At 62.5% G+C, this 13,465-nt stretch carries 14 protein-coding genes; all 14 read right to left on the reverse strand.

Going from position 1 to position 13,465, the window contains the following annotated elements:
* Positions 1-90 precede the first annotated feature (90 nt).
* Positions 91-1,155 (reverse strand): protein-glutamate methylesterase/protein-glutamine glutaminase, encoded by a 1,065-nt coding sequence (locus BLS60_RS12375; protein ID WP_092368460.1) that lies wholly within the window; start codon positions 1,153-1,155, stop codon positions 91-93.
* Positions 1,152-1,670, reverse strand: a complete 519-nt coding sequence (locus BLS60_RS12380; RefSeq protein WP_092368463.1) for a chemotaxis protein CheD — start codon at positions 1,668-1,670, stop codon at positions 1,152-1,154. Before BLS60_RS12380 ends, BLS60_RS12375 begins: the two co-directional genes overlap by 4 nt.
* Positions 1,663-2,484, reverse strand: coding sequence for a CheR family methyltransferase (locus tag BLS60_RS12385; protein ID WP_070881047.1), 822 nt, complete (start codon positions 2,482-2,484; stop codon positions 1,663-1,665). Before BLS60_RS12385 ends, BLS60_RS12380 begins: the two co-directional genes overlap by 8 nt.
* Positions 2,484-3,011, reverse strand: a complete 528-nt coding sequence (locus tag BLS60_RS12390) for a chemotaxis protein CheW (protein ID WP_092368466.1) — start codon at positions 3,009-3,011, stop codon at positions 2,484-2,486. Before BLS60_RS12390 ends, BLS60_RS12385 begins: the two co-directional genes overlap by 1 nt.
* A 3-nt stretch (positions 3,012-3,014) precedes the next feature.
* Positions 3,015-4,670 (reverse strand): methyl-accepting chemotaxis protein, encoded by a 1,656-nt coding sequence (locus BLS60_RS12395; RefSeq protein ID WP_092368469.1) that lies wholly within the window; start codon positions 4,668-4,670, stop codon positions 3,015-3,017.
* 33 nt (positions 4,671-4,703) lie between these two features.
* Positions 4,704-5,249 carry a chemotaxis protein CheW gene (locus BLS60_RS12400; protein ID WP_244153402.1) on the reverse strand — a complete coding sequence of 182 codons (546 nt, stop codon included), beginning with the start codon at positions 5,247-5,249 and terminating at the stop codon, positions 4,704-4,706.
* Positions 5,242-7,425 carry a chemotaxis protein CheA gene (locus tag BLS60_RS12405; RefSeq protein ID WP_092368472.1) on the reverse strand — a complete coding sequence of 728 codons (2,184 nt, stop codon included), beginning with the start codon at positions 7,423-7,425 and terminating at the stop codon, positions 5,242-5,244. The genes BLS60_RS12400 and BLS60_RS12405 overlap by 8 nt, the downstream gene beginning before the upstream one ends.
* Positions 7,426-7,430: 5 nt before the next feature.
* Positions 7,431-7,751: an STAS domain-containing protein gene (locus tag BLS60_RS12410; RefSeq protein WP_092368475.1), complete on the reverse strand. Its 321-nt coding sequence runs from the start codon at positions 7,749-7,751 to the stop codon at positions 7,431-7,433.
* The gene (locus tag BLS60_RS12415; protein ID WP_070881041.1) at positions 7,748-8,116 is read right to left on the reverse strand and encodes a response regulator; all 369 of its coding nucleotides are present in this window, start codon (positions 8,114-8,116) and stop codon (positions 7,748-7,750) included. Before BLS60_RS12415 ends, BLS60_RS12410 begins: the two co-directional genes overlap by 4 nt.
* An 8-nt stretch (positions 8,117-8,124) precedes the next feature.
* Positions 8,125-9,279, reverse strand: a complete 1,155-nt coding sequence (locus BLS60_RS21985) for a methyl-accepting chemotaxis protein (protein WP_244153403.1) — start codon at positions 9,277-9,279, stop codon at positions 8,125-8,127.
* Between the two features lie 199 nt (positions 9,280-9,478).
* Positions 9,479-10,102, reverse strand: a complete 624-nt coding sequence (locus tag BLS60_RS12425; protein WP_092368478.1) for a response regulator — start codon at positions 10,100-10,102, stop codon at positions 9,479-9,481.
* Positions 10,102-10,839, reverse strand: coding sequence for a sensor histidine kinase (locus BLS60_RS12430; protein WP_208597300.1), 738 nt, complete (start codon positions 10,837-10,839; stop codon positions 10,102-10,104). Before BLS60_RS12430 ends, BLS60_RS12425 begins: the two co-directional genes overlap by 1 nt.
* A 606-nt stretch (positions 10,840-11,445) precedes the next feature.
* Complete coding sequence (locus tag BLS60_RS12435) at positions 11,446-12,642, reverse strand: class I SAM-dependent rRNA methyltransferase (protein WP_092368484.1); 1,197 nt, start codon at positions 12,640-12,642, stop codon at positions 11,446-11,448.
* 172 nt (positions 12,643-12,814) lie between these two features.
* Complete coding sequence (locus BLS60_RS12440) at positions 12,815-13,354, reverse strand: type 1 glutamine amidotransferase domain-containing protein (RefSeq protein WP_092368487.1); 540 nt, start codon at positions 13,352-13,354, stop codon at positions 12,815-12,817.
* Between the last annotated feature and the right edge of the window lie 111 nt (positions 13,355-13,465).

The following is a 13,465-nucleotide window of genomic DNA, read 5'->3' on the forward strand; positions in this document are numbered from 1 at the left end:
CCCGCCGAAGGGTGGATGGCGGGAAATGCCCTGATTCTACGCCGCACGGGGCGGGCGAGGAAAGGCTGGCGGCTGCCGGCCGTCCTGGCCCTAACCCCGCAGAATAGCGTTGGGGATCTGCTCCAGCGGGATCTCGCGGCTCACGGCGCCGAGTTTCATGGCCTCTCTGGGCATGCCGTAGACCACGCAGCTGGCTTCGTCCTGCCCCAGAGTGAGGGCGCCGGCCTCGTGCATTTCGCGCAGGCCGCGGGCACCGTCGTCGCCCATGCCGGTCATGATGATGCCGGTGGCATTGGCCCCGGCTGCGCGGGCTGTAGAGCGGAATAGCACGTCTACCGAGGGCTTGTGGCGGCTTACCGGCGGGCCGTCTACCACCTCGACCAAATACTGGGCGCCGCTGCGCTTGAGCAGCAAGTGGCGGCCGCCCGGGGCGATCAGGGCGCGGCCGGGCACCACGCGGTCGCCGTGCCGGGCTTCCAGCACTTCCAGTTCACACAGGCCGTTGAGGCGTTCGGCGAACGCCGCGGTGAAGCGTTCGGGCATGTGCTGGACGATGACCAGCGCCGGGCATACGCGCGGCAGACGGGTGAGGATGTACTCCAGCGCCTGCGTGCCGCCGGTGGAGGTGCCGATGGCGACCACACGCTCGGTGGTGCGTGCCATGGCGCCTTGGGCGGGCGGCAGGATCACATCGGCATTCAGCTTGCCGGGCACCGCCGCGGGCGGCGTCTTGTCCTTGACCAGGCGACGCACGTTGGCGCGCGCCGCGGCCTTGACGGCATTCAGTAGGTCGTCACTGGCATTGACGAGGAATTTGCTCAGGCTGGCCTGAGGCTTGGTAACGATGCTCACCGCGCCGGCGGCAAGTGCCTGCATGGTGGTGGCGGCGCCTTTTTCGGTCAGCGTCGAACAGATCACCACTGGCGTGGGACGTTCGGCCATCAGCTTCTTGAGGAAGGTGATGCCGTCCATGCGCGGCATTTCCACATCCAGTACGATCACGTCGGGCCACTCGCGTTGCATCTTGTCGAGGGCGAACAACGGATCGGCGGCAGTGCCAATCACCTGGATCGTCGGGTCGCTGCTTAGCACCGAGGACAGCACCTGGCGCACTACGGCGGAGTCGTCGACGATCATGACTTTAATCGGTTTCATGCGGATCGCTCTCCAGAGGGGCGGCCGGAGATCGGCGTAGGTGCCGTTTGTTTCAAGGCCAGGTGGCCGTTCCAGATATCGAAGATCAGGTTGCGGTGTCCGATGCCCCCTACGTGCTCGCCATGGCAGCTGAGCTTCTTCTCGGCGATCAGTCGCCGGGCCATGTCGATGTTCTGTAGACCCACATGCCGGCGGTTGCTGTTCATCAGCGTAGGAAACATGTGCCCACCCCCGAAGATGCGGGCCTGATACTCCGACACCCGAGTGCCGCTCAGGCCGATCGCTTCGCACAACAGGTTCATGACTTCGTCTCCGTAGCGGCCGTCCGGGTGTGCGGTTGGTCGGCCACGTGTCGGCAGCATGAAATGGCACATGCCGCCAAGGCGGGCATGGGGGTGCCAGAGCACCATGGAAACGCAGGAGCCAAGCAGGGTTCGTACACGGGTATAAGGACCGCCGAAGTGGTAGTCGCCGGGTTGCAGATAGACCTCGGCGATAGAGGGAGTTTTAGTCATCGGGTTTGCGGTAGATCGACGGTTTGACGATCTTCAGCGTGTCATTGACGCCGTTCAGGCTCTCCGAGTGACTGATGAAGAAATGCCCGCCCGGCCGCAGGTGCTTGATCAGGCGAGCCACCACCTGACGCTTGGTGTCGGCGTCGAAGTAGATCATCACGTTGCGCAGGAAGATCACGTCGAACAAGCCCAGATCCGGCAGCGCGCTGTTCAGGTTGATCTGCTCGAAACGGATGCGCTGGCGCAGCGAGGGCGCGATCATCATGCGCCCCTGATTGTCATCAACGCCCCGCAGGCAGTGTTTCACCAGCAGGTGGCGGGGAATGTTCTGGCTGTCTTCCAGGTCGTACACGCCGCCACGAGCCTGGGTGAGGATGCGCTGGCTGATGTCCGAGGCCAGAATGTCCCAGGGCCTGTCACCCAGGCGCTCGGCCAGCAACAGGGCCAAGGTGTAAGGTTCTTCGCCGCTGGAGCAGGCGCCACTCCAGACCCGCAGCGGTCGCCCGCTGGGAATGGTCCCCGGTTTCTGTAGCAACTCGCGCAGAAAATCGAAGTGCTTGGGTTCGCGGAAGAAATAGGTTTCGTTGGTGGTCAGCAAATCCACGCAGGTCTGCAGTTCGGCGGCGTCCGCCCCCAGGCGTTTGAAGTAGTCACCGTAGCTTGCAAGGCCGAAGGTGCGCAGGCGCTTGTTCAGGCGCCCGGCCACCAGCGGTTTTTTCGCGTCGGACAAGTGGATGCCGGCAATCTCGTGGATCATCTGGCGGAACTGGCCGAACTCTCGATCCGTGAGGGCTGCTTGAGCGGTATCGCGCATCAGTCGTGCTCACCGTCGAGGCCGTGATGCTGTGCCTGATCCAGTGCCGCGCGTTCGTCGGCGGAAATGATCCGGCCGATGTCGAGCATCACCACCAGGCGCTCGTCCAGCTTGCCCATGCCGCGGATGAAGTCGGCGCGGATGGAGGCGCCGAAACTGGGCGTTGGCTCGATCTGCTCGGCGCTCAGCTCACGCACCTCGTTGACGGCATCCACCACCATGCCGATTACCTGCGTGGCGGTCTGGTGGACGATTTCCAGTATCACGATGCAACTGCGCGGGCCGATGCTGGTGGCCCGGCCGCCAAAGCGCTGGCCGAGATCCATCACCGGTACCACGGCGCCGCGCAGGTTGATCACGCCGAGAATACTCGGCGGCATCATTGGCACCGTGGTCAGCCGGCCGTACTCGATGATTTCCCGTACGGCGCGGATTTCCACCGCGAACAGTTCCTGAGCCAGGGTAAAGGTCAGGTACTGGCCCGAGGTCGCCGTGGCGTTGTCGAGCAGCCGGGGTTCGGCGTTCATGGCCTACTCCTGGAAGCGCACATAGCCGGCCGGCAGGCCTGCCACGTGGCCGTGGCGATCGTCATCGTCGCGTGACTGGCGAACCGGGGCATTGCCACGACTGCTGCTCTGCGTGCGGTTGCGCGCTGTCGGCGCGACGGTGGCACGCTCGCCACTTCCGTTGAGCCGGAAGAAGTCCATCAGCTGCTGCAGCTGCTCGGCCTGGCCGCTCATTTCCTCGGCAGTGGCTGCCAGCTCTTCGGATGCCGACGCGTTCTGCTGAGTCAGCTCGCTGAGCTGGTTCATGGCCGTGCTGATCTGGTTGACGCCGCTGCTTTGCTCGTCGGACGCCGCGGCGATCTCCTGCACCAGGTCGGAGGTCTTGGCGATGGACGGCACCATCTCATCGAGCAGCGTACCGGCACGTTCGGCCAGGGCCACGCTGTTCTTGGCGACTTCGCCGATTTCCTGAGCTGCTACCTGGCTGCGTTCGGCCAGCTTGCGTACTTCCGCCGCCACGACGGCAAAGCCTTTGCCGTGCTCGCCGGCACGGGCTGCTTCGATGGCAGCGTTGAGGGCGAGCAGGTTGGTCTGGTAGGCGATGTCGTCGACGATACCAATCTTGTCGGCAATGGTCTTCATAGCGCGCACGGTGTCCTTGACCGCCTGGCCACCTTCACCCGCTTCGTTCGCGGCTTTGCTGGCCATGCCGTCGGTCACCCGGGCATTTTCGGTGTTTTGCGAAATCGAGGCGGACATCTGCTCCATCGAGGCACTGGTTTCCTCGACCGAGGCGGCTTGTTCGGAAGCCGCCTGGCTCATGCTCTGCGCCGTCGAGGAAATTTCCTCGGAGGCGCTGGACAGCGAGTCGGCGGAGCCGCGCACTTCGGCGATGATCTGTGTCAGCCGGGTGGACATGTTGTTGATCGACGCCAGCATGCTGGTGGTGTCGTTGGCCTTGAGCACGACCTGGGTGCGCAGATCCCCCTCGGCAATGCGGGTCACTACCTCGGCAGCATAGGCCGGCTCGCCACCCAACTGCTTGAGCAGGCTGCGGGTAATCAACCAGCCGAGCATAATGGAGATGAATACGGCGATGCCGCCAATCAGTAGCAGCTGCAGGCGTGAGCTTTCATAAATCTCAGTGGTCTCGGCGGCACTTTCGTCCATCAAGCCTTTCTGAAAATCGACCAGTGCATCAGCTGCGCTGAGTAGTGCGTTATTGGTGGGGATGAGCTCGGCGTAAAGATAAGCCTCTGCTCCTTGCTGATCGCTCAGCATGCCGAAAAGCTGCTCGTAACGCTTGCCTAGTTCATCGCGCGCTGTATTGATACGCGCCATTATTTCCCGGCCTTGGGTCGCATTGACAATATGGCCTAGTTCCTCGATGGCTTTTTGGCGGCGCTCACGGCTTTCTTCAATGAGCTGCTTGTTTTTAATGTCGGCCTCTGCATCGTCCCTGAGCAGAATGTCGCGCATGTATCGACCCTGATTGAGGGTTTCCTCCTTGACTAGGGTGGCGTGCTGAATCTTTACGTACCGATCCTTGATAATCATGTCGTTGGCATCGTTGATCGCACTCATGCGCGTAATACCGAGCGTCAGCGCAATCAACAGCAACACGATGACCGTGCCGAAACCAAGGCCGAGTTTTGTGGACACACGTAGGTCTTTGAACATGATTGATTCCCTCTGTGATGCGTGGCTGCCCTGTCAGGCGGACAATGCTTTGTTGCCGTCTGGCAGAGCCGCAATTTCGGCGACCGCAAGGGCGTTTTCGATGGTCAGCAGGATGATGAAGTCATCCTCGCGGTGAACCATCGCGTGGATGAAGTCGCTGCGAATCGGATTGCCGAAGGCCGGGACCGGGTTCATTTCTGTTGGCGCGACTTCGAGCACCTCACTGACGGCATCTACCAGGATGCCGAGTATTTGTGGGGCGTCCGGTTGAGCCACTTCGACGATGATGATGCAGGTGCGGCGGTCGATCTGCGTTTTCGCCTGATTGAAGCGCAGGCCCAGGTCAATTACCGGCACCACGGCGCCCCGCAGGTTGATCACACCGTGCACGCAGCGGTTGGCCATAGGCACCTTGGTGGTGCGTTGGTACTGGATGATCTCCCGCACGCACAGGCCGTCCAGGGCATAGCGGCGACCATGCAGGATAAAGCTCAGGTACTGGTGCACCGGACGCTCGGTAACCGGGCGCGCGCGGTTGGCGACCTGCCTGCTTTCAGTGGGTGCGGTGATATCAGTCATGGGCGCGTACCAGTGCGGAGTCGAAGAGCGCCGCCGTCCGCGGGGCGGCGAGTTGGGCGAGCAGTCGCGGGATGTCGAGAATCAGGGCGACCGTGCCGTCACCGAGAATGGTGAAGCCGCCGAGCTCGCTGCAGCTGGAGAAAATCTTGCCCAGCGGTTTGATGACGGTCTGGAACTCGCCGGCCAACTGGTCGACCACCAGGCCCGCGCGCAGACCTGCCTGACGTACTACCACCACGCTTTCGCGGCGTGGCGGCTGGCTTTCTTCCTCGAACAGATCGCGCAGGCGCACGACAGGTAGCATTTGCCCACGCAGCTCAAGGTGACCGCGCTTGAACGAGGTGTCGGCCGGCAGCTCGATGCATTCTTCAACCAGCTCCAGCGGGATCACGTAGCCAGCCTGGCCGACGCTGACCAAGAAGCCATCGATAATCGCCAGGGTCAGCGGCAGGCGGATGCGGATGCGCGTGCCCTGGCCCAGGGTGCTGTCCAGGTCGATGGTGCCACGCAGAGCGGCGATGTTGCGCTTGACCACGTCCATGCCGACGCCGCGGCCGGACAGGTTGCTGACCTGCTCGGCAGTGGAAAAGCCAGGTTCGAAGATCAGCGCGAAGATTTCCTTCTCCGTCAACGTCTGCCCTTCGCTAATCAGCCCGCGTTCGCGGGCCTTGGCGAGGATGCGTTGGGAGTCGAGCCCGCCGCCGTCGTCGCTGACTTCGAGGACGATACTGCCGGCGTCGTGATAGGCATTCAGCGACACGTTGCCCTGGGCGGGCTTGCCGCGTGCCCGGCGCGTGTCGGCCGCTTCGATGCCATGGTCCATGGCGTTGCGCACCAGATGCGTCAGTGGGTCGGTGATGCGCTCCACCACGGTCTTGTCGAGCTCGGTGTCGCCGCCACTGATCGATAGCGCGATGTCTTTGCCTAATTCACCAGATACATCACGCACCACCCGCTGGAAACGGTTGAAGGTGCTGCCGATCTGCACCATGCGCAGCGGGAGCGCTGAATCGCGCACTTCCTCGACGAGCCGGGACAGCAGCTCGGTGGCTTCGAGCATTTCCGGGTGGCCACAGTTCTGCGCCGTCATTCGCGCGCCGGCACCGGCGATGATCAGTTCGCCGACCAGGTCGATCAGGCGATCCAGCTTGCCGGCGTCGACTCGGATAAGGCTGTTTTCGCTGCTGCGGTTTTCCTTTATCTGCTGTTGCTTCTGCAGAGCGGCGGCGATTACCGGTGGCTGAACCAGGCTTTCCTCCAACAGCACCCGGCCGATCGGCCGCGGCTCGTCACGCTGCTGGCCCTGCACCTGGGTGTGTAGCACCTCCTGCAGTTCGCTGGCGGTAAGGGTGCCGCAGCGCATCAGAATCTCACCGAGGCGCATGTCTTCTTCAGGCAGGGCACGGATCAGCTCAAGGTATTCGTTCGACTTGCTGTTGGGCGGCAGGATGCGGATCAGGCTGTCTTCACGGACGAACTCGAAGGCGCCGTCGATGGTGGCCTTGTCGGCATCGCTGGCGAAGGCCACTTCAAAGCCCAGATAACAGGTTTCCGGGTCCATCTCGGCAGCCGCGGGAATGCGATCGAGCAGCGGCACGATGCTGATGATCCGCCCGAAGGTGTTCAGGTAGCGGAACAGGCCTAGCGGATCCATGCCATTGCGCAGGGTGTCGGGGCCGAAGCGCAGCGACAGATGCCAGTGATCGGCGCCAACGCTCGGGCCATGGCTGCGTTCAATGCGCGTGGCGGCAGCCGGTACCTGTTCTGCGCTGGGCGCGGGAGCCAGGTAATGGGTCAGGCGCTCGCCCAGTTGCACGTGCAACGCCTGGGTTTCAGGGTCCAGGCACTCAAGGTCGGTGCCCGCGTCGACCAGCGCGACCAGGCGCGCGAGGTGATCGCCCACCTGCAGAAAGAGCGCAGTCATCTCGGTGTCGAAGTGCAGCTCGCCGGTACGCACGCGGTCGAGGACACTTTCGGCGATATGCGTGAAGGCGACGATCACGTCGAGGCCAAACAAGCCCGCCGAGCCCTTGATGGTGTGCGCCGCCCGGAAGATGGCATTGATGGTGTCGGCATCGCCCGGGCTGTTTTCCAGCTGCAGCAGGGCTTCTTCCATGTGCTGCAACAGCTCCTGGCTTTCGGCGATGAAGATCTGCAGCACTTCGTCCATGTCCATGGTGACTACTCGCTCGCCGGCTTGATCAGAATGGGATCGCCGAAAAAGGTGCCGAGCCCGCTCAGTTCGAAAGCGTCGATCACGGCTGGGCTGTGGTTGGTCAGGCGCAGGTCGCAGGTCATGCGCGCGGCCTCCTGCTTGGCCAGAATCAGCAACTGCAAGCCGGCGCAGTCCAACTCGTCGACGGCGCAGAGGTCGAGCTCTACCTCGGTATCCGGCGCCAGCACCTGCATCAGTAGTTCCATATGCTCGGCGGCGCTGTAGATGGTCAGGCCGCCTTCCAGCGGCAGGATGCGGTAGAGGTTCTCCGCCGGCGCATCGGTCATGGCAGGATCAGCTTGGACACGGCCGTGAGCATCTGCGCTGGCTGGAAGGGCTTGACCACCCACGCCTTGGCGCCGGCTGCGCGGCCTTCTTCCTTCTTCGCCTCGCCGGCTTCGGTGGTCAGCATGATTACCGGCGTGAACTTGTAGGCGGGCATCTGCTTGACGTTTTTCACGAAGGTAATGCCGTCCATGTTCGGCATGTTCACGTCGCTGATGATCAGGTGCACCTTGCGGCCATCGAGTTTGCTCAGCGCATCCTTGCCGTCACAGCCTTCGATGACCTGATAACCGGCGCCCCGAAGCGTGATGCTGACGACCTGACGGATGGAGGTGGAGTCGTCGACGATGAGTACGGTCTTGCTCATGGGGAACCTCAGAAAAACGTGATTTCAGAATCGTTGCGCTTGGATGTGTCGCCGCGGTGCACGTCGTGTTGCTCGGGCGTGGTGTACGTCTGCGCCAGTTCCTGTAGCCACTGGTCGACGTCCAGGGGCCGGGGGCTGAGGCCCAGGCGCCGCTGGGCGTTGCGCTCGTGGAGGCAGGCGAGCAGCTTGTCCTGGTCGCCCGCGATGTGGCCGAGCATTTGGCTGGTGCGGTCCTGGAACTGCAGCGCCACCAGCACCTCTGCGATGTCCTGGGCGACCGCCTGGCTCTGTGCGCGCATCATGTCGTTGTGATTGACGATGTCGGTCGCGTTCTGGTTGAAACGCTGGATCACACCGGCGATCACGTCACTGGCCTTGTTCAGGGTGGCGGTATCGGTCTTGGTGTATTCCTGGGAGATGTCCAGGGTCTTGTGGATGGCGTCGTTGACGATCACCACGGTTTCGCCAATGCGCTGGCCCGTCTCGCCAGACAGCGACGAGAGCTTGCGAACCTCGTCGGCAACTACGGCGAAACCACGGCCGCTTTCGCCAGCGCGGGCGGCTTCGATGGCTGCGTTGAGGGCCAGCAGGTTGGTCTGTTTAGCGATATTGGCGACATCCTGTGCCATGTCCTGCAGCTGGTCGGTGAAGGTCGACAGCTGCGTTATCTCTTGCAGCAGCGACTCCTTGCTGGCCAGTGCTTCGCGCAGGGCGCGGATAATCATGTCCAGTTCGTACTCGCAGCTGCTCAGCAGCGCGACGAGGCGCTTGCCAGCTTCGCGTTCGGTGCTACCGCCGATACTGTTCTGAATGCGCGTGGCCAGTTGGGCAAAGCGTTCACTGAGGGCGCTGATGGATTCTTCGGTATGGCTGCGGGCGGTCTCGATGTGCTGCGACCAGAGCGGCAGAGTCTGCTCGCACAGGCGGTCGAGGTTGTCGGCTTCCGGGGGCGGGGAGACCTCCAAGGGCAGCGCCGCGTGATGGGCTGCCGATGCCGAAGCGTGATTATGACGCAGCAGCAGGACCATGACGCCGCCAGCGAGCAGCAAGCCGAACACGGTGGGAAGCGTACCCAGCAGGCCTTGGCTGACCAGCAGCACGGCAGCAACGCCAGCGGCCAGCATCAGCAAGGGGGCAATCAGGTAAGGGGGTTGATCGCGCACTGCGTGGCTCCGTGGTGGCTGGACTCAGACGTCCACGGAACGGGTATCAGTCGTGCGAAGATTCTGCGCGATGACCTGTCATTCCATTGGACGCGCGCAGCATGCATGAAGCGCTGACACAGGCGGCATCAGGGTTTGCTGATTTATGACTGTTTGCAATTCCCGGGTGAGGCTAGGGATATCCTGATCTGTAATTAGGTCAGTCCAAATTTGACGCGTACCTAATCAGGTCGGCATTGCTGGAAAAGCTCATTTTCTCCATCAGATTTATCTTATGAGTGCTGACCGTCTTGTTGCTGATCATCAGTTGCTCGGCAATGTGATTTACGGTTAGGCCAGCAGCGAGAAGTCGCATGATCTGGAACTCTCGATTGGTCAGGCTGTCGAGCCCGCTACGCTCCGGGGGCTTGAGGCTGCTGAGGGCGATCGGTTCGATCAGCTCGGGGTCGATATAGCGGGCGCCACCGTGAACTTTTCTGACTGCGTCGATCAGGGTTTCCGGTGACTGGCTCTTGGTCAGGTAACCGGCCGCGCCACAGCGCAACACGCGCATGGCGACCTGCGGGTCGCTGTACATACTGAGCACCAGGATCGGTAATGTCGGGTGATGGAGCGTGATGCGCGCGATCAGCGCCTCGCCACTCAGGCCAGGCATGCTGATGTCGAGCAGCAGCAGATCCACCGGAGTAGTACGCAAGCGCTCAAGCGTTTGCGGGCCATCTGCTGCTTCGGCTGCGATATGCACATCGTCGTACAGCTCGAACAGGCGCTTGAGGCCTTCGCGCATGATCATGTGGTCGTCGGCGATCATCAGTCTGATCATCAGAAAATTCCTTGGGCGCTGGGTTTGATCGGGAATATCGCCTGCACGATGGTGCCTTGGCCGGGGTGGCTGAAAATGATCACCGGTCCGCCGAGGCGTCTGCCGCGCTCGCGCATACCGGATAAGCCGGTCGAATCCGGCAGGGTATCGCTGAGGGTAAAGCCGCAGCCGTCGTCGGAGATTTCCAGCACGTAGTCGTTGTCGCGCTGTTCCAGGCTGACCGCCGCCCAGTTGGCATCAGCGTGACGCAGGATGTTGGTCAGCGACTCCTGCACGATCCGGTACAGGTGCGACGCTTGATCAGACTCAAGGTTGATCGGGATAGGCGGAAGGCTGCAGCGGCAGGGGATGCCGGCCAGCCGTTTGAAGTCTTCGGTAAGGCTGTGCAGGGTGTTTTCCAGGTCGTGTCGCAGGCGTCCGATGGGGCCGCCGAACTGGACATTGCGTATCGCGTCGATGGCGCTGTGGGAGATGCCGATCAGGCGCAGAATCTGCTCGCTCAGATCGGGGCGGTCGCGCTTCAAGTGGATGCGCAGCACGCCCAATCCTTGCTGCAAGGCGGTCAACTGTTGGCCCAGCTCGTCATGCAGCTCTCGAGCAATCCGTTTTCGCTCCTGCGCTCTGGCCATGGCATACAGCTTGGCTTTGCGCTTGCGACGGCGGGCTGCATCGGTTTCCTCGTTCTGCTGGGTCTTGGTCTGGCTGCATTGCTGGGAGAGCATCGTTGCGTCGTTCACGGTGGCTCTTCTCTCTTTTCTGACGGGTACCGACGCCCGGCCACCGCACAACAACCAGGCGGTCGAACATGGCAGGCTGGCACACGGCGGCGCGGCGGACGGGCACTGTCAGCGCTCGGTGCCAGTACGGGTAATCCCAGGAAGCGTTGGCCCGATAGGCCGGGCGGCACGTTCAAAAGCGGTTATCGCTAGCGCTCCGACTGGGCGGCTATGCGCGCGAGAATGGCCGGGTGGTCAGCGGAAGGGGCTGGCGCACGCACAGCTGTGGGCCTGGGTGCAAGCAGGAGGTGCGAGTGCGGTAACGATCAGGCGCCGCGTGCTGCGGAAAGAGGAGTCGCTCATCGGGTATCAACTCTGTGCTGCTGAAAACCTAGCATATCGTTCACACCGCCCGAGATGACAGCGCAAAGATGCCTCATCCCGCTGCGGGTGTGTCAGTTCTGCCATGAAGAGACCGTTACAAATCCTGTGGGTTCGACGCGGCGAGTGGTCATCGCGAGGAGGGAAGTCGATAGCGAGCCGGTACGACATGCGCCAGCTCTCTACGTATGTCGGGCTCGGAAGCTTGCAAGGCAGCCCTGCCGGCGAGCACCGGCAGGGTTGCGATCAGCTGTTGGGCAGCAGGCGTACGGTCAGGCTCTTGATGTAGCGGGTTTCGGCAATGGCCGGGTGTACCGGGTGATCCGGGCCCTGGGCGCCGCGCTCGAGCAGTTGGATGTTGCGATCCAGATGACGCGCGCTGGTCAGCAGGATGTTCTGCAGGTTTTCTTCCTCCAGGTGCATGGAGCAACTGGCGCTGACCAGAATGCCGTCCTTGTTGAGCAGGCGCATGGCGGCCTCATTGAGGCGGCGATAGGCGGCTTCGCCGTTCTTGATGTCCTTCTTGCGCTTGATGAAAGCGGGTGGGTCGGCGATCACCACGTCGAAGCGTTCTTCGGCGGATTTCAATTCGCGCAGCGCCGCGAACACGTCGCCCTCCACGCAGGTGACCTTCTCGGCGAAACCGTTAAGGGTGGCGTTGCGCTCGACACCGTCGAGGGCGAAGGCCGAGGCGTCCACGCAGAACACTTCGCTGGCGCCGAACGCCGCCGCCTGCACACCCCAGCCACCGATGTAGCTGAACAGGTCGAGCACGCGCTTGCCCTGTACGTAGGGCGCCAGGCGCGCGCGGTTCATGCGGTGGTCATAGAACCAGCCGGTCTTCTGCCCTTCGATCACCGGCGCTTCGAATTTCACGCCGTTCTCTTCCAGAGCGACCCACTCCGGGACCACGCCAAAGGCGGTATCCACGTAGCGCTCCAGGCCTTCAGCGTCGCGCGCGGCAGAGTCGTTCTTGAGCAGGATGCCGCTCGGCTTGACCACCTGAATCAGCGCGGCCAGCACATCATCCTTGTGGCGCTCCATGGCCGCCGACGCCAACTGCACCACCAGAATGTCGAAGAAACGGTCGACCACCAGGCCCGGCAGCAGGTCCGAGTCGCCGAACACCAGGCGATAGCAGGGTTTGTCGAACAGCCGCTCGCGCAGGCTCAAGGCGACATTAAGGCGGTGCACCAGCAAGGATTTGTCGAGCACGTGCTGGACATCACGCGACAGCAGGCGGGCGCAGATCAAGTTGTTCGGGCTGACGGCGACGATGCCCAGCGGCTTGCCGCCGGCGGCTTCGAGAATGGCCTGGTCGCCAGGGCCAAAGGCATTTAGCGGGGTGGCCGCTACATCGATCTCGTTGCTGTAGACCCACAAATGGCCGGCGCGCAGGCGTCGGTCGGCATTGGCTTTCAGGCGCAGGCTGGGCAGGGACATGGTGGGCTCCGTCGGGAAAAACGCGCATTCTAAACGAGGAGCCCGATGGGCGCTTGGTGGGCGATGAAAAAGCGCACCGCTATTTCTCGATCGGCGCGCTTGGCTGGCAGACGATGCTGATGCCATCTCCAGCAGCGCGGCGACCTATCGCGCTGCTGGCCTGGGGCGGTGATCAGGCGGCGAGAGCGTCGATCAGTTTCTGGTTGAACGCCGGTATGTCGTCGGGCTTGCGGCTGCTGATCAGCTTACCGTCGACCACCACCTCCTGATCGACCCAGTTGGCGCCGGCGTTTTTCAGGTCGTCGGTCAGCGAGGGCCAGCTGGTCATCGTCTTGCCCTTGACTAGGTCAGCAGTGGCGAGAATCCACGCGCCGTGGCAGATCACGGCGATGGGTTTGTCGGCGCGTGCGGCATCCTTGACCAGCTCCACGGCCATCTCGTCGAGGCGGATGGTGTCCGAGTTGACCACACCGCCGGGCAGCACGATGGCGTCGTAATCCTCGATCTTGGCGGTGTCGAAGGTCTTGTCGACCGTAAAGGTGTCAGCTGGCGTGGTGTGGTTCCAGCCGGTGACCTTGCCGGTTTTTGCAGAGAGAATCTCGGCCGTGGCACCGAGTGCTTCCAGGGCCTCCTTTGGGCCGGTCAGCTCGGCCTGTTCGAAGCCGTCAGTTACCAGCAGGGCAACGCGTTTACCGCTCAGGGACTTGCTCATGAAACACCTCCATGAATGGGTGACTGTGTGGATTTCGGGTCACCGTGGCTGCAGAAGTTCAGGCAAATCGACCGCCTGCACATTTACTCTGTAACCGTTGGGCAAAAGTCA

This window comes from Phytopseudomonas seleniipraecipitans (assembly GCF_900102335.1).
GTDB lineage: Bacteria > Pseudomonadota > Gammaproteobacteria > Pseudomonadales > Pseudomonadaceae > Aquipseudomonas > Aquipseudomonas seleniipraecipitans.